The sequence below is a fragment of the Streptomyces sp. NPDC017529 genome (assembly GCF_044329785.1).
Classification (GTDB): Bacteria; Actinomycetota; Actinomycetes; order Streptomycetales; family Streptomycetaceae; genus Streptomyces.
This window is the reverse complement of sequence record NZ_JBIRJY010000031.1, coordinates 38,034-59,212: the sequence shown is the minus strand read 5'-3', so window position 1 is coordinate 59,212 and position 21,179 is coordinate 38,034. Positions and strand designations below refer to the sequence as shown.

The 21,179-nt window shown below is 70.1% G+C and carries 21 protein-coding genes and 1 pseudogene; 4 read left to right on the top strand and 18 right to left on the bottom strand.

Annotation, left to right across the window (positions count from 1 at the left end; genetic code table 11):
• Positions 1 to 109 precede the first annotated feature (109 nt).
• On the top strand, positions 110 to 415 hold the full coding sequence (locus ACH4K4_RS36685) for an endonuclease domain-containing protein (RefSeq protein ID WP_398173978.1): 306 nt from the start codon (positions 110 to 112) through the stop codon (positions 413 to 415).
• Between the two features lie 137 nt (positions 416 to 552).
• Here the strand turns inward: ACH4K4_RS36685 and ACH4K4_RS36680 are convergent, their stop codons facing one another.
• From ACH4K4_RS36680 to ACH4K4_RS36670, 3 genes and pseudogenes are all read right to left on the bottom strand, one after another.
• A complete protein-coding gene (locus ACH4K4_RS36680) occupies positions 553 to 774 on the bottom strand; it encodes a hypothetical protein (RefSeq protein WP_398173975.1) in 222 nt (73 codons plus the stop codon).
• Positions 775 to 779: 5 nt separating this feature from the next.
• Positions 780 to 1,103: a peptidoglycan-binding protein gene (locus tag ACH4K4_RS36675; RefSeq protein WP_398173987.1), complete on the bottom strand. Its 324-nt coding sequence runs from the start codon at positions 1,101 to 1,103 to the stop codon at positions 780 to 782.
• 9 nt (positions 1,104 to 1,112) lie between these two features.
• Positions 1,113 to 1,841: pseudogene (locus tag ACH4K4_RS36670) on the bottom strand (N-acetylmuramoyl-L-alanine amidase); the annotation flags it as partial.
• Between the two features lie 62 nt (positions 1,842 to 1,903).
• On the opposite strand from ACH4K4_RS36670, the gene ACH4K4_RS36665 reads away from it, so the two are divergent.
• Entirely contained in the window at positions 1,904 to 2,194 is a 291-nt protein-coding gene (locus tag ACH4K4_RS36665) for a hypothetical protein (protein WP_398173972.1), read from the top strand.
• A 1,330-nt stretch (positions 2,195 to 3,524) separates the two neighbouring features.
• Here the strand turns inward: ACH4K4_RS36665 and ACH4K4_RS36660 are convergent.
• From ACH4K4_RS36660 to ACH4K4_RS36595, 14 genes are all read right to left on the bottom strand, one after another.
• The gene (locus ACH4K4_RS36660) at positions 3,525 to 5,006 is read right to left on the bottom strand and encodes a hypothetical protein (RefSeq protein ID WP_398173969.1); all 1,482 of its coding nucleotides are present in this window, start codon (positions 5,004 to 5,006) and stop codon (positions 3,525 to 3,527) included.
• A 16-nt stretch (positions 5,007 to 5,022) separates the two neighbouring features.
• Positions 5,023 to 6,111 (bottom strand): hypothetical protein, encoded by a 1,089-nt coding sequence (locus tag ACH4K4_RS36655; RefSeq protein ID WP_398173966.1) that lies wholly within the window; start codon positions 6,109 to 6,111, stop codon positions 5,023 to 5,025.
• The gene (locus ACH4K4_RS36650) at positions 6,108 to 7,040 is read right to left on the bottom strand and encodes a hypothetical protein (RefSeq protein ID WP_398173963.1); all 933 of its coding nucleotides are present in this window, start codon (positions 7,038 to 7,040) and stop codon (positions 6,108 to 6,110) included. The genes ACH4K4_RS36655 and ACH4K4_RS36650 overlap by 4 nt, the downstream gene beginning before the upstream one ends.
• A 19-nt stretch (positions 7,041 to 7,059) precedes the next feature.
• Positions 7,060 to 7,950, bottom strand: coding sequence for a hypothetical protein (locus ACH4K4_RS36645; RefSeq protein ID WP_398173960.1), 891 nt, complete (start codon positions 7,948 to 7,950; stop codon positions 7,060 to 7,062).
• Entirely contained in the window at positions 7,947 to 12,896 is a 4,950-nt protein-coding gene (locus tag ACH4K4_RS36640) for a phage tail tape measure protein (RefSeq protein WP_398173957.1), read from the bottom strand. The genes ACH4K4_RS36645 and ACH4K4_RS36640 overlap by 4 nt, the downstream gene beginning before the upstream one ends.
• Positions 12,897 to 12,967: 71 nt before the next feature.
• Positions 12,968 to 13,369, bottom strand: coding sequence for a hypothetical protein (locus tag ACH4K4_RS36635; RefSeq protein WP_398173954.1), 402 nt, complete (start codon positions 13,367 to 13,369; stop codon positions 12,968 to 12,970).
• Positions 13,315 to 13,899: a hypothetical protein gene (locus ACH4K4_RS36630; RefSeq protein ID WP_398173951.1), complete on the bottom strand. Its 585-nt coding sequence runs from the start codon at positions 13,897 to 13,899 to the stop codon at positions 13,315 to 13,317. The genes ACH4K4_RS36635 and ACH4K4_RS36630 overlap by 55 nt, the downstream gene beginning before the upstream one ends.
• Before the next feature lie 105 nt (positions 13,900 to 14,004).
• The gene (locus ACH4K4_RS36625) at positions 14,005 to 14,511 is read right to left on the bottom strand and encodes a hypothetical protein (protein WP_398173948.1); all 507 of its coding nucleotides are present in this window, start codon (positions 14,509 to 14,511) and stop codon (positions 14,005 to 14,007) included.
• Between the two features lie 757 nt (positions 14,512 to 15,268).
• Positions 15,269 to 15,697 (bottom strand): hypothetical protein, encoded by a 429-nt coding sequence (locus ACH4K4_RS36620; RefSeq protein ID WP_398173945.1) that lies wholly within the window; start codon positions 15,695 to 15,697, stop codon positions 15,269 to 15,271.
• Positions 15,694 to 15,930, bottom strand: a complete 237-nt coding sequence (locus ACH4K4_RS36615; RefSeq protein WP_398173942.1) for a hypothetical protein — start codon at positions 15,928 to 15,930, stop codon at positions 15,694 to 15,696. Before ACH4K4_RS36615 ends, ACH4K4_RS36620 begins: the two co-directional genes overlap by 4 nt.
• Entirely contained in the window at positions 15,927 to 16,328 is a 402-nt protein-coding gene (locus ACH4K4_RS36610; RefSeq protein WP_398173939.1) for an HK97 gp10 family phage protein, read from the bottom strand. Before ACH4K4_RS36610 ends, ACH4K4_RS36615 begins: the two co-directional genes overlap by 4 nt.
• Positions 16,325 to 16,741, bottom strand: coding sequence for a DUF6093 family protein (locus ACH4K4_RS36605; protein WP_398173936.1), 417 nt, complete (start codon positions 16,739 to 16,741; stop codon positions 16,325 to 16,327). The genes ACH4K4_RS36610 and ACH4K4_RS36605 overlap by 4 nt, the downstream gene beginning before the upstream one ends.
• Positions 16,734 to 17,102: a hypothetical protein gene (locus ACH4K4_RS36600; protein WP_398173933.1), complete on the bottom strand. Its 369-nt coding sequence runs from the start codon at positions 17,100 to 17,102 to the stop codon at positions 16,734 to 16,736. The genes ACH4K4_RS36605 and ACH4K4_RS36600 overlap by 8 nt, the downstream gene beginning before the upstream one ends.
• A 10-nt stretch (positions 17,103 to 17,112) precedes the next feature.
• Positions 17,113 to 17,856, bottom strand: a complete 744-nt coding sequence (locus ACH4K4_RS36595) for a hypothetical protein (protein WP_398173930.1) — start codon at positions 17,854 to 17,856, stop codon at positions 17,113 to 17,115.
• Positions 17,857 to 18,194: 338 nt separating this feature from the next.
• Here ACH4K4_RS36595 and ACH4K4_RS36590 point away from each other — a divergent pair, with 338 nt between their 5' ends.
• Positions 18,195 to 19,034, top strand: a complete 840-nt coding sequence (locus ACH4K4_RS36590) for a SigB/SigF/SigG family RNA polymerase sigma factor (protein ID WP_398173927.1) — start codon at positions 18,195 to 18,197, stop codon at positions 19,032 to 19,034.
• Positions 19,035 to 19,168: 134 nt separating this feature from the next.
• Here the strand turns inward: ACH4K4_RS36590 and ACH4K4_RS36585 are convergent, their stop codons facing one another.
• The gene (locus tag ACH4K4_RS36585) at positions 19,169 to 19,672 is read right to left on the bottom strand and encodes a nuclear transport factor 2 family protein (protein WP_398173924.1); all 504 of its coding nucleotides are present in this window, start codon (positions 19,670 to 19,672) and stop codon (positions 19,169 to 19,171) included.
• Positions 19,673 to 19,757: 85 nt separating this feature from the next.
• On the opposite strand from ACH4K4_RS36585, the gene ACH4K4_RS36580 reads away from it, so the two are divergent.
• The gene (locus tag ACH4K4_RS36580) at positions 19,758 to 20,612 is read left to right on the top strand and encodes a helix-turn-helix domain-containing protein (protein WP_398173921.1); all 855 of its coding nucleotides are present in this window, start codon (positions 19,758 to 19,760) and stop codon (positions 20,610 to 20,612) included.
• The last annotated feature ends 567 nt before the right edge of the window (positions 20,613 to 21,179 follow it).

Here is a 21,179-nt window from a genome sequence, read left to right as displayed (position 1 = left end):
CAACACATGCTGGCCACCTTCACGGGCCACTGCCCAACCTGCCACCGCCCCGCACCCTGGCAGCCCTACGACACCACCTAACAAAGTCCTACTAGGCGGTGACCCCTCAATGGAGGGACCGTCTTGGTGGCACATCGACCATGATCACAAGTGCTGCCCGGGGCAGACCTCGTGCGGGCAATGCGTACGAGGTCTGCTGTGCAGGGATTGCAATGCTCGCGGCTTGGCATGGTATGAGAAGCTCCCGGACGACCTGCGAACCTGGGACCACATCAACGCGTACCTGGCTGATCCGCCGGCACGTAGGCCGGAAGCGGCGGTGCTGTTTCAAGGCGACCTAGAAGGCGTGCGTTCACGCGACGGATGCTTCGCCGGATGGCGCTCAGACCGACCGCTCCAAAGCGGTTGTGAGTAGGAACGGCGTTGCGCGAAGGTCGCTGGACCAGGAAGCGGTGCGCTGAAGCTGTGTGATCACGGCGTTGGCCAATTCTCGGCGCACGTGGCGGCCTTCCTGTGCTGTGGGGGCAACAGAGGAAGACCGCCACCGGTGACCTACTGGGTGCCGGTAGCCGAGGCTTGGGTTGTGTTGGTGACCGCGTTGGTGGTCTTGGCGTCCTCGATCCGCTGGACCGCCTCGCCCGTACCGAGGATGGCGGCGGATAGGGCGAGGATCAGTTCGGTCGGCAGGTCGGGCACGTAGTAGGCGACCAGGGCGAGGGCGGCTGCGGCGATGGCGTACAGCCGGGTGCTGTGGGTGTGGATGAAGGTGAGCAAAGGGTTCAGTTTCCGTAGGCGAGTCGGTGGAGCAGGTCCCAGCCGCGGTGGCCGATGGCCGGGTCGTCGGGCTGGCCGGTGGTGAACAGGTTGTGCTTGCGGTTGAAGCCGGCGACGGCCTTCTGAGTCTGCGGCCCGTAGTTGTCCGAGAGCGGCACCGAGGGGTCGAGCCAGCCGGTGTCCTTCAGGGCCTGCTGCAGGCCGCGTGCGGACGGCGAACTGTGGTTCGGCGCCAAGCCGGCCGGGAACGGCGGCGGGCTGTACGAGCCACCGCCGCCGGAGGGCGCGCCGGTGCCGGGGAGCTTGAGCTGCTGGCCGGACTTGATCACGTACGGGGCCGGGATGCCGTTCGCCTGCGCGATGGCCTTCCAGTTGATCTTCAGCTTGGCGCCGATGCCCGACAGGGTCTCGCCCGGCTGCACCGTGTACGTCGAAGCCGTCGCCCCGCCGGTACTGGAGCCGCCACCGGTCGGCCGCCCCTTGAGTCGCGCCGCGATCCGCGAGCGCAGGTCGCCCATGCCGAAGCCCTTCGGGTCGACCTTGCCGGGCTGCCACTCCCGGTGGCCGATCACGGACCCGGCACCCCAGCCGTGCACCCGGCACACCGCGGTCGCCGCCCGCTCGATCGCCTCCAGCTGCACGTCCGGCCACGGATCTGAGCCGTCACCCAAGTTTTCACACTCGAACCCGTAGAAGTGCGTGTTGCCGTCGGCGTCGGCCTGGTCGGCCGCGGGCAGCGGCCGTTCAGCGATCACGGCGCGCAGCACGTCACCGTCCCCGCGGCCAGCATGGTTGGCGCGGCCGTTACCAATCAGGTAGACCGTGCCGTCCTTCGCGATCACGCCGTGGCACAGCGGCCCCGGCAGGCCCGCGTATCCGTTCTCGCAGATGCTGACCGTGTTGCTGGTGCCGGACGTGACGGTGTGGTGGATCACCACCCCGTTCACCGGGCCCCACGGGCCCTTCCCGTTGCGGTTGTGCGTCCGCCAGCCCGGACGCTCCACCACCTTCACACCCTCGGCCCGCAGGGCAGTCACCAAACGGTCAGGGCTCATCGGTGTCGCCAACTCGGCGCTCACTATCTCCCCGCGCCCGAAACTCACCCCTCGACCGGCTACAACGCCGACCCGTGCGACGCCAGCCAGAGCTGCAACGTCATCACCAGCAGCGGAGAGACAAAGGAACTGATCACCAGGCGGCGGGTCGCAGCCGCCTGAGCCTGATCTTCCCGGCGCTGCTGCGCACCGCGCTCGACCACCTGCTCGTGCTCGCTCCGCAGAGCCGACAGGCCGGCTTCGACCTGGCCGATGCGCTGCTCGACCACCCGCTGATCCGCCCGGTACACGTCCTCAGTGACCACGTGATCGAGGCGGGCGGCGAGCTGGGCGAGGTCGCCGCGCAGGTCCTCACGCAGCTGTGAGACGGCACGGTGCAGCTCCCACAGCGTGGGCTCGGCACCCGGCGGCACAGACACCGCAATCACTCCCGGCAGCCCCACGCCTGATCACGATCGTACGGTGGCCAACGGTGGGCGTGAGGACGTCCGCACCGTACTGATGCAAATGACCTGTGCAGTTCCCCCACGAGTCAAGTGGAGTTGTGACATCCTCGAAGGCATCCGCCAAGAACACACGACTTGCTCTTTCGGGCCCAGCGAACTGAACGCGCACACACGAATCGGTACCCCCGCGACGGCCAACTAGGGGCGTGTCGCTGCAAGTGTGGGGCCAGTTCTGCGCTCCGAATGAGATCAAGGTTGCCCTGTTCCCCCCCGTCTGCTTGACGCGGAACAGGGCGGGCGGCCGTTGAGCCGCCGACCCCGGTGCTACAGACATCGGGGTCGGCTTCTACGACACGGTGTCCACGATCTTCGCCGCAATCGCCGAGACGAACCCGGCGATCACGATTAATGCGAGGTCACGTCGACCTAGCCTCCGCAGCCACCCTTGGATGCGCCTCCACATGCCCGCGTCTCCCATCGTGAGCCCCAGGCCCTGGCTGGTCCGGGGGAGTGGTGGAGATGAGGACGATGCGTGCCTCGGCACGTAGTGAGCGTACGGCGAACTGCGTTTGTAGGATGCCTAATCAGGGACTTTCGTCGACCTTGCCGCCGCAAGGGTGGCTGTACCGGCGTGCCATCAGGTCTCGTACCAGCACAGACGTCGCAGTCACTCCCGATACCCTGCGCTTGAGCGCGGTTGCACCCCGGTCTATGCATTGAGCTGCGACCTCTGGCATATGACAGAGTGCGCTGGATCCTTACTGCAATGTGATCACCTGGCTTTCGGGCATATGCCGAAAGTTGTCAATGTTGCATCGCCGACACGTGAGGTGTGACAGGCTCATTCCCAAGCCGCGTTGCCCAACCCAAGTTGCTAAGACGTATGGCAGCAGCCGGTTGGGGAGGCTCGGGAGGGCGCCGAAGCACCCTCCCGAGCTGGGACGGTGGCCGACCCGCTGAGCTGCTGGCGGCCCCGATGTCGTAACCATCGGGGACGCCAGCTACAGCATGGTGTCGACGAGCTTGGCCGCCACAGCGGAGACGAGTGCTCCGATGACGATAAGCGCCAGTTCACGTCGGCCCAGCCGGTTGACCAGGTTCCCTAAGCGGCGACGCATACCTACCTCCGAGGTTCGTCCCGGACCCGATGCCCGGGTACGCGAGTGAACGGAAGCAGCGCGTGCTGTCACACGGTGGGGAGCCTACGGTGAACAGCCGCTAGCTGAGCAGAGAATCAGGAAATCACTCCTCAGTTGGCGCGGCAGGTGACGCTGTCGAATCCGATCCAGGTGGCTCGGTTGCCGATGATGGGGTAGAGCCTCAGGGCGCCGTCGGGGTTGACGTCCATGCGGATGATGGTGCCGTTGGCGGTGGAAGCGACAATGAGGCGCTTGGTCGTCTTGGGCCGGTAACCCTGCGGGAGGGTGCCGATCTGCTGTCCGCTGCGCACGGTGGAGTCGGACATGTTGACGTAGCCGGTCATCTCGATGGTTCCGGTGGCCGTCACGCGCACTTCGGGCGCTTCGGAACCCGGCGTGATGCCCGATGCGAGGTCGATGAGGCGCCAGTCGGTGGCCGGCCGGGTGACCCAGCCCTCGACTGCGAGTACCCCCGGGCTCATGGTGACAGTGGTGTCTCCGGCGGTGGAGGCGCTACGGACGGTGAACTGGGCACCACTGGCTTCGACGAAGGTGCGGGCGGGCAACCCGTTGTCATTGCCGGGGGCGTCGGGACCGTCTTCCACCTCGATGCGGAACAACGCGGTGTCCGTTGGCCCTCTGCCGCTCTCCCCGCGGACGGTGACGTTGCCTTGCTTCTGCCTCAGGCCGGTAGAGGCGGTCAAGGAGAAGTGGCCGCCGCGCTCGTGGAGCTGGGGCGAGCGCAGGTGCAAGGCGGAGGTGTCGGGCAGGTTCCAGCGGTCGATCTGCACGGCCGGGGCGGTCAGCTCGACGGTCGGAAAGGCTGTGCCGTCCGACTTGGTGTTGGCCCGCAGCGCGCCGGGGGCTTTTTCCAGGCCGGAGGCGGAGTGCAGCAATACGGAGGGGATCTGCTCCAGAGGCGCGGGTGGGGTGGGGGTGACGACGACACGGTTGCCGTCGGCCCCAGTCCGTACGGTGCTGCCGGTGACGATCGCTCCGTCGATGTGGCCGCCCACGATGTGCTTGCCAGTGATGGCGTCGGCCGCCAGACTCTCCGCGGTGACCGCCCCTGCCTGGATATCTGCGGCCGCGGCCTGCCGTGGGGTGCCCTCGACGGCAGACGATGCGGGACCGGCGACCCCGGCCAGGGTGCGCGTCCGGAGCTTGACCCACCAGGCGGTGTAGGGGAGGGGCACGGTGACGCTGCCGCCCTGGGCGGTTTCGATGGTGTCGCGCAGGGTGCCCTGTGACGGCTCGAACCCGGCGTCCGGGCCGACGTGCACCTCGACGCGGGCGAAGTCCAGAGGCGCAGCCGCCCCGTCGGCGAAGGCGCCGTCCCACGTGACGGTCAGTGCGGCCAGCGCCGGGGCAACGGTCGGCGGTGCCGGGGTCGGAGGCGGGGGGCCGTTGACGACGGTGACGCCGCTGGTGCCGTCGGGCTGCTGGCCGACCAGCGCACGCAGCGAGCCGTGTTCGTCGTAGACCTGGACGGCGCCGCCTTCGATCGAGGCGTTGGTCAAGCGGGGGGAGCGGATGACGGCGCGCAGCATCCGTTCTATCTGGGTGATGCGGGCGCCGAGATCGGCAGGCACAGCAGGTTCTCCTTGTTCATGCGGCGGCGTAGTGGAAGGTGTCGGCGCGGCGCAGGTCGAGAGTCGCGGTCTCGCCGGTGTCGGTGTCGGGGTGCAGAGTCCAGCCGGTGATGCGGCACCAGCCCGACCAGTCGCCCCACTGGTCGCGGACGGTGACCTGCACGTCGTCCCCAACCTGGAAGCTGCCGAAGGGGGCGGCGGGGTGGTTGCGGACGGTGATCTGTTCGACCTCCCCCATCTGCTGGCGCCAGGCGCGGTTGGCCTTCGCGCGCTGAGCGAGGACGTCTTTGCCGCGTACGTCGGGCAGCTCCAGGACGTGCTCAAGACGCAGGCGGCCGTTGCGGACGGCGTCGATGGCACGCTGCTGGGCGCGGCCTTCACCGCTGCCGATGGCGATGACGACCTGGGCGTACTCATCGGCGCTGTAGGTGACGGGCGTGCGGTCGATGATGTTCAGGCCGCTGGCGAACATCAGGTCGCGGCGCCGGGCGCCCAGGCGCGGGTAGCCGAGCCGGATCCGGCGCACCGGCCGGCCGTCGGCGGCCCACCACGTGGTGCACGCGTAATCAGGGGAGTCGGGCGCCTTGACCAGATCATCGATCTGATCACCGAGCACTGGGGTTTCCCACCAGCGTGAGTGCCACGGCTCCGCGGAGTTGCCGACGGTCGCACCGCCCGTAGTGTCGTCCACGGTGATGCCGAGGTCCCCGTCGGGGATGGACTGGGCGTAGGTGATGATGTCGCGGATGATGCGGCACGGGTCGCCGTGCACGTAGGGGCCCCGGCCGCCGAGCTCCCCGTCGAGGTCGTGGCGGTGCTGGAAGTACGAGGTCCATCCGGCGGCTTCGATCTTCAGCTCGTCGCCCTCGGGAACGGCCTGCCACACGAGTCCGCCCCAGCGCAGAAAGCCGTCACTTTCGGCGTAGATCACGACGGTGCCCGGGTCGGCGAGCTCGGGAATCAGCGTGGCCAGGTGCGGCTTGAGGGAGCCCCGCAGGTGCCCGGGCCCGTTGAGTTCTTCACCGAACTCGACATCGGTCAGCGGGAGGTGCTGGGTGAGCCACTGGCCGGTCAGGGCGTGCTGGGTCAGGTAGCGGTAGCTCACACCGGGCCCTCGGTGAACTCCACGTCACAGACGATGGAGGTGCCCTCGTCGGCCGACAGGTCTCCCTTCTCGCCGCTGGACATCTGTGCTTCCAGATACAGCCGCTGGGTGGTGCCGCGGTATTCGGGGGGCACGGTCAGGGTGTCGGCGACGACAGCAGTGGTGCGGCGTACGCCCTTGCCCTGGTCGTCATCGATGGCGGTGCCTTCGCCGGGCCGGTTGCCGAGTACGAGCCGTACGACGCCGAATACGTCGTCGAAGTCCAGGCGTAGCCCGGCCAGCGTGAGGACGATGATTGCCTTGGTTGCCCATGGCGGAACCGCGATGTTCCACTGGGCTTCGGGCGGCCAGGTGTGCCATTTGTCATCGTCCTGCCACGCCTTGGTCAGGGTGCGCGGGTAGGCGGTGCGCAGTGACCGTTCCCGTCGGGGGTTGGCGACGTTGCGCAGGTCCCGGATCATGCCGGCGGTGATGGTGCCGGTGGACGCCGGGATGTCCAGGCGCGCCAGCGCGATGCCGGTCACGCCGGGCGGGGGTGCTGTGGTGGCGGGGGAGACGTTGGGGATGACGTCGAAGGAGTTGATGGCGTCCTTCGCCGGGTCGAGTCCGCCCTCGTACTCGGGGTCGGTGATGCGCAGCACGATCAGGTCCGAGCGCGGCGTGGCACCAGTCGGCGCGACGGGAAGCGTGGCGGTGCCGATGTTGTAGGCGGTGTAGGAGCCCTGCCAGGCGTTGGCCTGCCCGCGGATGACGGCCGATCCGTCGGCGATCTGCACGCCGGCGCCGGGCACCGGCAGCGGGGTGACCTTCAGATCGGCGGCTTCGGTGATGCCTTCCCCGCCCCGTGACAGGTCGCGGATCATCATGCGGAAGGTCTGGGCGGAGTGCGTGGCGCCGTCGACGAGTAGCGGGGCCTGGGCGAGCGTCATCGGTCGTACGTGTCCTTGTTCAGAGGGCTATGAAGGAGTCGCGCCAGGCGACGGTCAGGCGGGCGGCGGCGGTCGGGTCGGCGGCGGCCCAGCGGATTTCGGAGCGGCCGGGCGGCAGGCTGAAGGTGTCCAGCCGGTCAGGGATGGCGACGGTGCCGCCGTCGTCGCGCACGGCCATGGCCTGGCCGGGGCGGGTGTCCACCCGCACCCACTGGCCGGCGCCGAGCACCAGCGGCAACCGGAGCGTCCGCCCGCTTTCGACATGGGTGATGGCGGGGTTGGCGCACGGCCCATACACGGTCAGCGCCGGGTGTGACTCCAGGTCGCCGTTGTTGGTGACCCAGCCGGGCCGGTGCTGCCCGGTCGCCGTACCGCTGGTGACCTTGATGGGGGCCTGTACAGGGGCGGTGAAGCCGCCGCCGGACAGCCAGCCGAGCCGCAGCGCGGTCTGCTGTTCGGTGTCGGAGTAGTAACGCGGGTCGGTGGCCACGAACTCCACGTCGAGCGGCACCCAGCCGTGGGCCGCGTCCGCCCAGGTCGGGTCGAGCTTGGTCAGCCGTCCGAACAACATGCGGACCGGGGAGCCGGGCCACTTGATGCGCAGCGGCATCACAGCCCCGCCCACCGTGCGCAGCCGCGGCTCGTCGGCCGCCCGCTGGAGGTCGGCGACGATCTGCCGGGCCGCGGCCGGATCGCCGGGTGTCTTGACCGCGCAGTCGATGCGGACCGTGCGCGGTTTGTAGAAGTCCGGGGAGGGCCAGGCGCCGTCGGCGCCGGGCCGGGGGACCGGTTCGCCGCGCACTGCGGGACGGCCGAGCCCTTCGATCTCCGCGACGGGCACGCGCGTGCCGTGGCCGAGCACGACGCCGCCGAACTCCAGCTGCCAGTTCTTGAGTTCCGGGGTGCTCATCGCAGGGCGCCTCCGCGCTTGGCCCGGCGTATTTGGTACGCGACCACGTCGGCGATGTCGTTAGCTGACGCCGGGCTCTGGCGCACGTGGATGGTCTGGCTGCCGATCGCCGGGGCCTGGTGGACGATCACCACCCGGGCGCGGCCGGCGGCGGCATCGACCAGGCGGCGCGGAGCCAAGTCGTAGCCGAACCGGTCCGCAGTACGGGCCAGCACAGCCGTGGCCCGGCCGCGTTTGGCTGCTGCGTGCGGGATGTAGGACTCGCCGCCAGTGGACCGTTCCGCGAACTTGATCAGGCCGTTCGGCGACGGCGAGGAGTAGATGCCCGGCGTCCACATGCCGCCGTCCGCATAGGCCCGCCCGGCGTTCGCCTTCACCAGGTCGGACAGGAAGCGGTCCGCCTTGCCGGTGCCGCGGATCTGGTTCGTGGAGAGGTTGGCGACCTCGATCAGCCGGTCCTCTTCCAGCCCTGCCAGCTCGGCGACCGCGTGAAGACCGCGGCCCTTCGCCAGCGAGCTGATGATCTTCACCAGGTCGGTGAGCTGGTCACCGTCGATCACCCTGGAGGCGTCCTTGGCGGCCTGGTTGGCCTGCCGGGCCTTGGTGTTGTCCTTGACGGCCTGCGCGGCGAGGGCTTCGGCGTTGGCGTCGCCCTGCTGCGCCAGGCGCGTTGCCAGGTCGCCGTAGCCGCTGCCCGCCAGGCGGGCCAGGTTGTTCTGGAAGGCGGTGGCGTCCTTGACCGCGCCTGCGAGCTGGCCTGTGTAGTCGGCCAGCGATGACCGCGCCGCCCCGGCGAGCTGACGGAGCTGCGCCGCCATGTCGTTGATGTAGCGGCCGGAGCCGCGGGCCATCTTCCGTGTCAGGGCGATGCCGTCTTCGCCCATCTCCTCCAGGGCCTTGGCCACCTCCGACCCCGCGCGCCGCGCCACCGTCGCCAGGTCACTGCGCCATGCCTGGGCGGTGCGTACGGAGGAGTGCAGGTTGCGCTCGAACAGGCCGAGGTCGAAGTGCTCGTCGCCGTGCTTGTCCTTGCGCTGCGACTTCGAGACCACGTCGGAGACGGTCAGGCCGGTGCTGCCCACCGGCTGGTACGACCAGTCCGACAGCCCGCCGGCCGCGTTGTAGGTGACGGTGCCGCCGAAGCGGTTGGCCACCTGCTCCAAGATCGTCTTCGACCGGGCCCGCTTGGAGGACGCAAAAGGGATGTATGCCTCACCAAAAGTTTCGTCCTCCGCCCATACGCGCCATTCGCCGCCCTTGGCGATCTGCGCGACGTGGTTCTCGCGCGTGCCGCCGTCGGCGTAGGTGACGATGCCGCCGTTGGCCTGCTTCATCAGCGGCACGCCGTTGACCTGCGGGCCGATGTAGCGGGTCTGGACGTAGTTGGTGATGGTGCGCCCGCTGAGGTTGTTGATCGCCTGCTGGATCGCGGACACGTTGGAGGTGGCCGGGCCGGTGGGCACCGTGATCGTGACGGTCTTGCTGCCCGGCACGTCGGTGACCTTGAAGCCGAGGGCTTCGAGCTGCGCACGTGCCTCTCCGGTCGGGGCCGCGACCGTGACCGTCTTGCCGCCCGGCACCCCCGCCACTGCCTGCCGGACCGCGTCCAGGCTTGTGATCGTTGCCTGCGTCGACGAGGAGACGGCAACGTGCTTCGCGCCGGGGGTCGCGGCGAGCTTGCTGATCAGCGCATCCAGGCTGGTGCGCGCGGCATCGGTCGGCGCGGTCACCTGGACCGTGCGGTCCTTGAGGTCCTTGATCTGGAAGCCGAGGCTGGTCAGCTTCTCCCGGGCCTCGTTGTCCAGGCTGGAGACGGTGATCGTCTTCCGGTCCGGGGTGGCCTTCAGCGTCTGCTGGACGGCCAGGAGCTGCGCCATCACCGGCTCCATGCCAGCGGTCTGCAGCAGGATGGACACGTTCGCGGGCACCAGGCCCGCCGCGTCCGCGAGCTTCGCGGCCTGCTCGGCGCTCAGCCCGTAACCTTCGGCGGTGGCGATCGCCGAAGCGCGGGCCTTGGCCATCTCCGCCTGCGCAGCCTTCAGCGACTCCGGCACGCTCTTGCCCTGCGACTGCGCGAACTCGTACGCGGCCTGCGCCGCGTCGGCGGAGTTATTGGACAGGCCCTGGAGGGTGTCGTAGAGCTTCTGGCCGTTGCGGGTGACCGTGGACAGCGAACCGTCCACGTTCAGCAGCGCATCGCGGTACCCGTCCGCCTCATCCACGCCGCCCTTGAGCGAGTCCTTCGCATCCGAGACGGCCTTGTTCAGCCGGGCCTGGGCGGCCGAGAGGTTCACCGACCCGCCGGCCAGAACGTTGAGGGCGTCGTGCAGGGCGCGGGCCCGGCTGTCGGCGTCCGAGGTGGTGTCGGACAGACGCCGCATCGCATCGGAGAACTTCCCGAACGGGCCCAGCGCCGCGCTTGCCCCGGAACCGCTGCGCCCGGTCGCATCGGCCAGGTCCCGGGCGTCCTTGGCGGCCTGGTTCATCTCGCCCTTGACCGAGCCGAGCGCCTTGGCCGCGTCGTAGGCGGCCTGCCCCTTCTCCGAGTACGTGCGAAACGCGCCGGCCGCCGTGTACTGCATGTCGCTGTTGGCGCTCGCGGTCAGCCGCAGGCTGCGCTCCAGCGCCTCCAGCCCGCCGTTCTGCCCGAGGTAGGCGTCGGTGAGCTGCCGCACGCTCACCCCGGCGCCGCGCATCACGTCGACCAGGCGGCTCTTGCCGTCGAACACCTTGGTGTCCATGACCGACTGCGCGGCCGTCGCCCGCACGGAATCGGTGATCGCCCCGTTGGACTCCCGCAGCGCCTGCGTCAGCGTGCTGATGCGCGACTGGTGCTCGGCCGCCTCCTGCGCCGCCTGCTGCTGCCGGTCGGCCAGCATCGACAGCCCCACACCGGCACCGGCGATCGCCACACCGAACGGCCCGCCCAGCGCCCCCATCAGGCCACGCGCCGCACCTCCGAGCCCAGCCCCAAGCGAGCGGGCCAGACCAGAAGCCGGACCGTTGGCGGAACGGAACGCCGACGCCATCCGGCCCACGACCGGCACCCGGTTCTCCAGCACGGCGAACGCCGCACCCATGCGGCCGATCTCCCGGCCATTCGCGGCGGCGAGCTGCTGCTGCTCACGCATCTGCGCCCCGGCCGACCGGAACGCCCCGACCACCGGACCGGTCACGGTACGGGCCAGGTTCTGCATCATCGGCGTGACCCGGCGCGCCAGCAGCATCGCGGCGATCGCAGTCTGCACCGGGCCCGGCAGCGCCGCGAAGCCGTGCACCAGCGCGGCAATGACGCGTCCGATGGGCACCAGCACACCGGACAACACCCCGAAGCCGCGGCTGGCCAGGTTCGCGGCCGTAACCACCATGTCCAACGCCGACGCGCCGCCGCCCGCCTCGCTCGCCACGTCGCTGATGGCCTCGGCGACGGGAGAGGCGGCCTCGCCGACGTTGTGCAACACCCGCAGGCCCGCACGGCCGACATTGACCAGGATGTTCAGGCCGGCGGCGACGGTGTCGAGGGCCAGGTCCTGGATCGGCTTGCCGAGCCCGGAGAAAGACTCCGTCAGCTCATCGACCTCGTCGGAGGCGGCCTTGGCCAGCCCGGGCCGGGCCAGGGTGTACAGGTCGTGCAGGTAGTCCAGGCCGGACGCGATGTGCGGGGTGGCGGCGCCGAGCCCGGCCGTCAGCAACCGGGTAACCTTCTCCAGCCCCGGCGCCGCCGCCGTGTAGAGGACCTGCCCGGTGTTGGACCACTGCGTCTTGAGCTGGGTGACCGCACCCGACAACCCCTTGGTCTGGGAGGCGGCGATCTCACCGGCCGCGCCCGTACGGGCGATGGCCGTGTGCATCTGGTCGAAGGACGCAGCGCCCTGATGGGCCAGGGCTGCCGCACCGGCCAGCGCGGGCTTGCCCACCACCGCGGAGGCCGCGGCGAGGAAGTCCTTCTGGGACATGCGGTGCTGGGCCTTCTCCAAGCCCTCGATCACCGTGCGCAGGCCCTTGAAGTTGCCCTGCGAGTCCCACGCTTCGATGTTCAGCTCGGCCAGGCCCCGCCTCGCGGCCGCGGTCGGCTTGGCGAGGTTGGTGAGCATCCCGCGCAGGGACGTTCCTGCTTTGGAGCCGAGGATGCCCGAGCGGGCCAGCATCGCCACCGCCGCCGAGCAGTCCTCGATCGAGATGCCCAGCTGCGCGGCGACGGGGCCGGTGTAGGACATCGCGTAGTAGATGTCCTGCAGCCCGCCCGAGGCGGCGTTCGCCGACGCGGCGAGAACGTCGGCGGCCCGTCCGGCGTTGTTCGATGACAGACCGAACTGGTCCATCACGTCACCCAGGTAGCGGGCGGCGTCGGCCGCGGACAGGTTGTCGGCGGCGGCGAGCTGCATCGCGGCGCGCGCGTTGGCCAGCGACGAGGTGGAGGTCTGACCGGCCTTGGCCAGCTCCAGCATCGCCTCCGCGGCCTTGGCCGCCGACGTGCCCGGCAGTGTCAGGTCCGCACCGAGCTCGCGGGCCTTGGCCGCGGCCTGGACCATCTCGGTCCCGGAGGCGCCGGTGACCGCGCCCCACTTGTTGATGGACCGCTGGTACTCGTTGCCCTCCTTGGCGATCTCCGCCAGCCCGGCGACGATGCCGCCGCCGACGACCAGGCCGCGCAGGTGGTGCAGCTCCTGGCGTGCGGAGAGCACGCCGTGCCGCAGGCGGTTCATCGACGCGTGCCCGTCCGCGCCGACCCGCCGCAGCCCGGCCCCGGCCTCGTGGGAGGAGCGGCCCACCGACCGCAGGCCGGCGGAGGCGGCCCGGCTGCCGCCGTCGATGCGGCCCAGGCCGCTGCGCAGGGCGTCGGTGTCGCGCCGCAGGTCCCGCATCGCGCGGGATGCCTGGCGCACCTGCGAGAGCAGATGCGCCGCATCAGCGCGCATCTGCACGCTGAGCGTGTAGTTCGACACCGGGCGGCGCCCTAACTCCCCGCGCCCTGCCCTTCCCCTTGGTGGCGCCCCAACGCGCCCAAGGGGTCCTGCTACTGCTGCTGGTGGTAGTGCTGTTCGCGCGGCACCAGACCGATGCGCACCCCGTAGCCGTCGGGGCCGTCCGGCACCTGGTCCTGCTCCGTGGTGATCAGCTCACAGCCCACGCACCGCACCGTGGTGCTCACGTACGCGTACCGGTCACCGCCCTGCTCTTCGTCCCACTCTGCGGCCCGCGTGCCGCACTGCTCACACACGCTGCGCCGGTACGCCTCGAACGCCAGCGCCTTGGCCCGGTCCGTCTGGGACCAGCGGCCGTCCCCGGCGCCGAGGAAGAAAGAGTGGGGGATGCGGTAGCGGTCGCACAGCTCCAGCTCCGCCCGGAGCTGCGCGTCCGCGATCAGTCTTTTCCCAGCTCCTCCGTACTGGCCCGGCTGATCTGCTGGGCCTGCCACGCCGCCGCGAACAGCGCGTTCGCCTCACCCGCCGGCCACGCGTCCAGCAGCTCCTGGGCGTCCTGTTCGGACAGGCCCTCGACCGCCGCCCCGGACTCGTCCCGCTCGATGTGGGCGGCGGCGACCAGCGCGGCGGGGAACGTCTCGGGATTCCAGGCGTCCCCGTCCTCGGCCTGCTCCTCCGTCGGCGGGAACCGCCGGATCAGCCCGTCCAGCACCGGACGCGGCAGCGCCCTGAATGTCAGCGACAGCGACGCCGCCTCGTACGCGGCCTTCGCCTCCTTCAGCTCCACCTCGGCGCGCTCGACCTCGGCCGGGTCGGCGCCCGTCTCAGCGTCGGCCATGCGCAGCCGCGCGGCCTCCAGCTTCGCCTGGTCGAAACGTTTCTTCGCGGCCAGGTCGTCACAGAGCCGCAGCGTGTACTCGGGAAGCTGGCGCGCCCGGAGCCGGGCGAGCTTGCGCGCCCAGTGCGCGTCACGGGCAACCGCTTCAGCGGGCGGGACAGTGGGGGAGGGGGAGGTGCCGGGCATGGGGAACTCCAGGGGAACGGGGGCCCGGCCGGGCCGCGGGCTGGCGCCGAGGTGGTGGTGGAACGCCGCTGCGCGTGCGCCCGGCCGGGGACGGGAGGGGCCGGGTTACTTGTCGAACTTCGGCGGCGGCGGGGTATCGGCGGCCGGGACTTCGGCGTCCTGCGTCGGCTTCTCCGTGATCGAGAAGCTGACCGTGAACTTGGCGGCCTCGTTGTCAGTCGAGTAGTTCGGGGACCGGGAGCCGATCCGGACAGGGAAGACGTCCATGGACCGGTTGCCGGGCAGATCACCCTTGCGCAGGAACACCACCCAGCCCGTCGCGTCCTTGGTGAGCAACTGCTCGATCGCGTCACTGACCTTGTCCTCGTAGAACCCCAGCGAGGAGTCGTCGGCCTTGTCGCTGCCGGGGATGCTGCTCTCGAACGTGCTGCCCAGGTCAGGGGTTTCGATGGGCTGGTTGGCGAGCGTCCACCCGTCGATGGACGCGATGGCGTTCGTCAGATCCGTGCCGGCCGTCAGCTCCGGACGGGTGGGCACGTTGCCCTCGTCGGCGACCTTCTCCAGCCACAGGACGCGGGTGACGCCCCGGCGGCTGTACTTCTTGACCTGCAAGGCTTGCTGTCCGATTCCGGGACGGCAGCCAAACGTGCAATGGTGGGATGGCCCCGCCCCTCGACGTCGTGTCGGGGAACCGGCCCATCCCGAAACCCGGGTGGGCGTCCGCGCAGTGCCTCCGCGGTGAGGGCACGACCAGCTCAGCGATGCCGAACGCCGAATCGCACGCTGATCACGATACTGCGCCCAACCGAACGGCTTTGTGCGCACGGGACGGCACTTCCAGACGAACGGCCGACGCCAGAGCCTCTACCGACCACTGCGCCCGCCTGGCGGCACAGCACACACGTGAATACTGATCGGGCCGAGATGCCACAACCGCCCGCGCGTTTGCCTGTGTTCACGTAGCCTGACGCTCAGGCAGCAACGAATCGTGCCTACCTCACTCCCTCACTCCAAGCAGTCCAGTCAGATGGAGATGAGGAGGCAGAGCATGACCGGTAAGCACCGGCGTGGTCGAGGGGCGTTGCTGGTGTGGTTGCGGAGGATCAGTCGCGGTTTAGTCAAGGTACTCAAGGCAGTGGGCCCGCTTATCGGCCTGCTGATCTCGATCTTCCGTGACTCTCCTAACGACTGATCCTCCGCGGTGAAGAGGCGGCGAGGGTGCAGATCCCGGGAAGGTTAGGCACTCTCGTCAGCCTCAATCGCGCGCTAACGCAATGTCTCTTATGACTCTACAGACCACCCAAGCACTCCGCAGTGCTTCGGGAGGACGCTGTACGTTTTTCCATCTCAAGCGAACCGGGTCGGACGCTCACCCGCTGGCAGTCAGACAGAACCGCTGCGGGTAGCTGACGACGGCCGCAGCCGGACCCGCGTCGTCGGTTCCGGCGTCGCCCCTGAGTTCGCGCGCCCACACGTCGGCACCTGGCACGTCGATCGGCCAGCGCCAGCCGCCGGTCGCGGTGCGTTCAAGGACCGCACGTCGCACTCGGTCGGCCATCCACTCCGCTTGGTCCGTACGGGCGGCGACGGCCGACACCTGGTACAGAAGTTCCGAATCCTCTGACGCGTCGGCCAGGGGAGCCCCGCCGACGGGGCCGCCTTGCGGGTACAGCACCAGGTACGGCATCTCAGCCGGCTGACCTTCGACGAGCGGCAGCTTCCCGAGCCCGCATGGTCGGCCGGTCGCTTCGGCCAGTGTGCGGCGGAAGGCTTCGGACACGGCGGCGCGGTCGATCATTCGTCGTCTCCCGAGGAGCCTCTGCCGGTGGTTTCGACGGACAGGGCGCCGTACCGGCACAGCCCGACGGTGTCCCAGTCCGGCACGCCCGGAGTGGTGATCACGGACAGGGCGCGTGCGCCGTCCTCGTCCAGGAGCTCGGCGATGACGACCGCGCGGGCGAGCAGCCCCAGCTCCCAGTCGCCGAAGACCTCCGCCAAGGCCGCTTCAACCTCTTCGGCCAGTTCGTTCACAGCGACCTCTTCACCGCGTCGTTCAACTCCCGCACGAGGACAGGCCCGGCTTGGGCGACGGCCGGTCCCAGGTGCGGGAAGGGCGGCTGCGCGTAGTGCCGGCCGAGGCTGTCGGCGCCGACGAACCCGAACTCCAACCGCCGTCCCTGCGGCGCGCTGGTGCCCACCTCGGCAACGACCACGGGGCCCGCGCCCTGCACGTCGGCGCGCCAGGAGGCCCGATACTTGCCGGTGATCACGCGTGGGCCTGGCCGTCCGGAGGCGTTGTGCTGCACTTGCTCGACCAGCGCCTGGGCGCGGTGCCGCATCACGGCGTGCATCGCGGCCACCGTCTGGGCGGCTCCTCGTTCCAGGGCGGCGGCCAGCGCCGTGGGGTCGGTGAACGCGCCGCCGCTCATGCGTCGGCCTTGCGGTTGTGCTCCTCCAGCCACACGGTGCGCAGCACCGGAGCCGAGGACACCTCGCCGAGCGCCGCGACCCGGTACGTACGACCGGCGGCCTGCTCGTCACGAGCCTCGACCATCTCCACCATGTCGCCCTCCCGCAGTTCGGGCGCATCGAGCGGCAGCAGCAGCCGGTACCCGGCCCGCACCTCTTCGACCCACGCACCTTCGTGGCCACCCTTGCTGCGGATCCGCTCCTGGTGCCCGTACAACCCGGCCTTGCCCGAGTGCACCACCAGCGGAGGAGCAGGCATGAGGGCGCCTGTGGCGGGATCGAGAACGTCCTCGCCGACCTCGCGGGTGACAAGCACGGTGTCCGGCATCAGGCGCCGCTCGGCGAACCGGGCGACACCGTGCAGGTCAAGCACTCAGCGCCCACTCCCGAAGTTGCGCCAGCATCCCGCGTGTCAGCTCCCCCGGCCCACCGTCGAGATCATCGCGGCCGAGTACGGCTTCATCGAGCTTGCGCCAGTCCACCGCATCCAGGAACCCGGCCACGACGTGCCGCACATCCGCTGGCTCGACCACCACGTCGGCCAGGCCCTCGAACCGCACCCCGTTCCAGCCCTTGGCCACGTACAGCGTCACCTGGGGCCCCTCGTCCACGGTCTGCGTGATCCGGTACGCCTCCACCGACGACGCGACATCGTGGCCGTCCACCTCGATGACGGCGGGCCGCTCGGGTGCGGCGGATATACGGACGCGGTGGTGCTGATCAGACGTGCTCATGATTCGGAGCCTAGGTGTGCGAAGGCGACGCTTGGCCTGCTGGTTCGGTGGGGTCGTTGGGTAGCTGTATGGCCTCGATCTCACTGTCGTGCAGCAGCGCGTCGATGAGGGGGCGGGGCCCGGAGACCTTGGTGGCCCACAGGTCGTAGTCGGTGCACAGCATCCAGGAGCGGTCGGCGGCCCACAGGTTGGACGGGCTGAAATCGATCTCGGGGTTGTCGTAGAGCAGCTTGGCGTCACCGAGGCGGCCGGCGCGCACGTGCAGGTTCTCGAAGTCGCAGCCCGCCGTCAGCGGGTTGTAGTAGGCAAAGCAGGCAGTGTCCGCGCCGTCCGGGCTGTGCTCGATAAGGAGGGCGATCAGCTGGTCCCAGGTCTCGCGGTCCATGCTGCCTTCGGTCGGCGGGATGATGCTCAGTGGCCAGCTGCCATCCTTGGTGGCTGAAGGGAAGCAGCGGTAGCAGGACAGCAGCCCCTCGGGGACGATCGGGTCACCGGTGCGGCGCGCGAGGGCCGCCCAGCGCAGGCGCCGCCAGCCGGGGCCCGGGTGCTCGGCGCGGCCCAGCCCTCCACCGGTGGCGACCGACTCGGCGTCGAGGTTGATGCCCGCCACGACGTGCGGCTCGATGCTTCTGTCAGCCAGCCGAGCCTGGTGGTACTCGTGGTGTGTCATGTCCGCCGGGCCCTGCTCGTGCTCGTACATGGCGTTGAGGACCCAGGCGGCGTCGGGCATCGCCGGCGGCATGAATCCGGTCACGCCGTCCCCGCACAGCTCATGGAGCCAGTCGGTCGCAGCGGACGGAGCATGCGGCCATCGCTCAGAACGGCGCCCGGTGCTGCTTTCGCCGGGAGCCTGATGGTGCCCAGCGCGTGGCGGTCCGGGCAGGAGCCGCTTCGCTGTCCGATGTGTCCGATGTGCGCCGCGCCGCGTCGCCACAAGTATTTCCGGGTTGTACGTGTGGAGGGCGGCGTTCGGGTCAGGAGAGCTGTAGTGCTTCGGAACCGCAGGCACCCCGTCCAGAGGGGCCAGCCTGCCGTCTTCCGGTCAGTGGCCGCTCATCCGCGAACCGCCCGTCAGGATCAAGGAGAGTCGCGATGGCCACCACCATCAGCGCGCGCCCTCAGCAGCGGCCTTACTCCGACCCGGATACCACCGAAGCGTTCCAGGTGCTGGTCACGCTGCCGGACGGGCCCAGGAAGGAGCGGCTGCGCCAGCGTGTGATCACCGCCTGGCTGCCGCTGGCGCATCGCCAGGCCGCTCGGCTGCGCGAGCGGGGGGAGCAGCTCGATGATCTTCAGCAGGTCGCGGCCCTCGGCCTGGTCAGGGCAGTCGACCGCTTCGACCCCGAACGGGCCGTTGCTTTCGAGCAGTTCGCCATCCCCACCATCACGGGCGAGCTCAAGCGGCACTTCCGTGACCACACCTGGGACGTGCACGTGCCCCGGCGTACCCAGGAACTGCGCAACAAGGTCCGCAAGGCCGTACGGGAGCTGAGCACCACCCTGGACGGCCGGTCGCCCGCCGTCGCGCAGATCGCCGAGCACACCCGGCTTCCGGAGGAGGACGTGGTGCGGGGGCTGGAGGCGCTGGAGAGCTACCGGTCGCTGTCGCTGGACGTGGCCCTGGACCGCGGCGGCGACAACGACGACTACACCCTCCTGGACACCCTTGGCTCGGCCGACGGCCGCTTCGGCCTGATCGAGGACCGGGAAGCGGTCAAGCCCGCCCTGGCCCGGCTGCCGGAGCGTGAACGGCGCATCCTGTACTGGCGGTTCTTCGAGGACATGACGCAGAGCGCCATCGCCGCCGAGCTGGGCGTGTCCCAGATGCATGTCTCGCGGCTGCTCACCCGGGCCCTGGCCCGGGTGCGGGCCGAGGTCGAGCAGAACGAAACCGGGCAGGACGTGCAGCGTGGGGACAGGGCCGCGGCGTGATCGGCGGGTTCTTCGGTTTGGGTGCGGAGGGTGCGGCTACCCGTTCTGTACCTTGATCGGTAGATGTCCGGCGGCCCGGTCGGGGCATGTGCGCCGGGGCCGGCTGGCAGGCTCCGGTGGGCGGTCGCCGCCGTTCAGACCTCGTGCGGCAGCGATACGGGCAGCCCGCTTCGGGTCGGCTGCCTGCGGCTCTCCCGCTGACGCCGGGCTTCGGGCCCGGGCGGTTTCGCCCGGGCCCGAAGCGTCATCCGGTGAGAGCACCTGGGGCACGACAGCGATGCGACGCGAGTTCGGCTGCTCATCCTGCGGTGCGCGGCCGGAGCCGGTGGACCAGCGTGTGCTCGTCGATGGCCGTTGCCGTTGGCGAGCGTCGCCGTCATGGTTGCCTCCACGACCACCCGCTCGCCGGCGGCGTGGAACCGGTGGAAGGTGACGGTGACGTCACGCGCGAACAGACGGGGGAGGGCGTCGGCGAAGAAGCGCACGATCGCTTTCCTGCCGACCCTGTGGTGGGGCGTCTTGAGCGCGACGGCAGTGGCGTTGTCCGGAGGAGGGAGCCATTCGGCGTCCTCGGTGAGGACCGTGGCGATCCGGTCAGGGTCGCCGCTGGCGATCGCCTGGAAGCCGTTCTGGATCATGCTGCTGCATGAGCCCACGGTCACCGTGAGTGCGTGCCAGTATCTGGGACACATGTTCCGGCCGGTCTTCTCCAAGCATGGGGTGATGCGGTCCACCGTGTACGAGCGTGAAGCGGTGGCCAGGTGGCACATCGCCAGGCCGCCGTGGCCCAGCCGGACAGCCGGCGTCAGTCTGGCCGGGTTCGGCGACCGGAGCCCGGGCCCCGTCGACCTGCCGGTGATCCCGCATCCGGCCGTCACCTTGATCGTCGAATGCGGCGGCGGCCCGCTCGTCGTGAGCGACGCCACCGGCCGGCAACAGCGTGGAAGTTTCGTGGCCGGGCTCGCACCTGGTGCAGTCCGCATGCGAGGCGAGAACGTCACGTGCGTCGAGGTGCACCTGTCTCCACTGGTCGCGTACGCCGTGCTGGGAGTCTGCCCGGCGGAGCCGGACCGTAGCGTGCTCGCCCTCGAGGACCTGTGGGGCCGGGACGCTGAACGGCTCCGGGAACAACTGGACGCTGCCGCGTCGTGGAGCGACCGCTTCTCCTTGACCGAGGCCCTGCTCGCCCGTCGAAGCGGGACAGGGCCGCCGGCGGACCCGGAGGTGGCCCGGGCCTGGGACCGGATCCTCGTCAGCCGCGGCTGGGTCAGGATCGAGGATCTGGCGGCCGAGGTCGGCTGGAGCCGCAGACGCCTGTGGTCCCGCTTCCGGTCACAGATCGGCCTGCCTCCCAAGCACGCTGCGATGCTGGTCCGCTTCCGCCATGCCGCCCACCGCTTGACCACGGGCGGCAACGCGGCCCGGGTCGCTGCGGAGTGCGGCTACGCCGACCAGTCCCATCTGCACCGGGAGACCGTGGCGTTCACCGGGATGACTCCGACGGCCCTGGCCGGTGACCCGGGGCTGGCGGTGGACGACATCGCGTGGGCGCAGCACCGCGTCGACGAGACGGACTGACACCCGCCCGCGCACCGTTCACTACGAACACAGGGGTGTCGTCCACCCCATGGCACGCATCCGTGTTCTCTCACCGACTACCTTCCGTGAACGTGGAACTGGCCGTACGCGGGGAATGTGAACCGGCCACGGTCAACGGTTTCGGCTCAGCCACCGTTGCCGGGGGTGCCGGGCGCGGCGGTGGAAAGAGACGCTCACGGCCCGCGGCTTCGTAGGAAATCCGGTATGCGCACCGCATGCACTCCTCGCGGACCACGACGCCGTCCCGCAGGCGGACGCGGTGGTGCTGCGGTGCGCATCCGTGCGTGGCCATGGTCGGGAGCATGTCTTCCCCTCCTGCCGCACTGCGGCCGGACCGGTCACAGGCCGGGGGCACGGACATTCTGCCGGTGCCGGATGACGGGGCCAAGGCCCGGGAACCGGCCGCTCCAGGCGGTCCTGCCTCTCCACAGCAGGGCGGTGGGGGGGGGGGCCCCCCCCCCCCGCCCCCCCCCCCCGGGGGCGGGGGGGGGGGGGGGGGGGCGGCGCGGCCGGGGCACCCACGCCGCGGCGCCCGCCCCGCCCACA

Bases quoted from the DNA above. Each gene is read 5' to 3' on its own strand.
- ACH4K4_RS36645 (WP_398173960.1), bottom strand. From the start codon at position 7,950: ATGAGCACCCCGGAACTCAAGAACTGGCAGCTGGAGTTCGGCGGCGTC.
- ACH4K4_RS36620 (WP_398173945.1), bottom strand. From the start codon at position 15,697: ATGATCGACCGCGCCGCCGTGTCCGAAGCCTTCCGCCGCACACTGGCC.
- ACH4K4_RS36685 (WP_398173978.1), top strand. From the start codon at position 110: ATGGAGGGACCGTCTTGGTGGCACATCGACCATGATCACAAGTGCTGC.
- ACH4K4_RS36600 (WP_398173933.1), bottom strand. From the start codon at position 17,102: ATGAGCACGTCTGATCAGCACCACCGCGTCCGTATATCCGCCGCACCC.
- ACH4K4_RS36630 (WP_398173951.1), bottom strand. From the start codon at position 13,899: ATGCCCGGCACCTCCCCCTCCCCCACTGTCCCGCCCGCTGAAGCGGTT.
- ACH4K4_RS36585 (WP_398173924.1), bottom strand. From the start codon at position 19,672: ATGATCCAGAACGGCTTCCAGGCGATCGCCAGCGGCGACCCTGACCGG.
- ACH4K4_RS36590 (WP_398173927.1), top strand. From the start codon at position 18,195: ATGGCCACCACCATCAGCGCGCGCCCTCAGCAGCGGCCTTACTCCGAC.
- ACH4K4_RS36610 (WP_398173939.1), bottom strand. From the start codon at position 16,328: ATGAGCGGCGGCGCGTTCACCGACCCCACGGCGCTGGCCGCCGCCCTG.
- ACH4K4_RS36650 (WP_398173963.1), bottom strand. From the start codon at position 7,040: ATGACGCTCGCCCAGGCCCCGCTACTCGTCGACGGCGCCACGCACTCC.
- ACH4K4_RS36580 (WP_398173921.1), top strand. From the start codon at position 19,758: ATGCGGTCCACCGTGTACGAGCGTGAAGCGGTGGCCAGGTGGCACATC.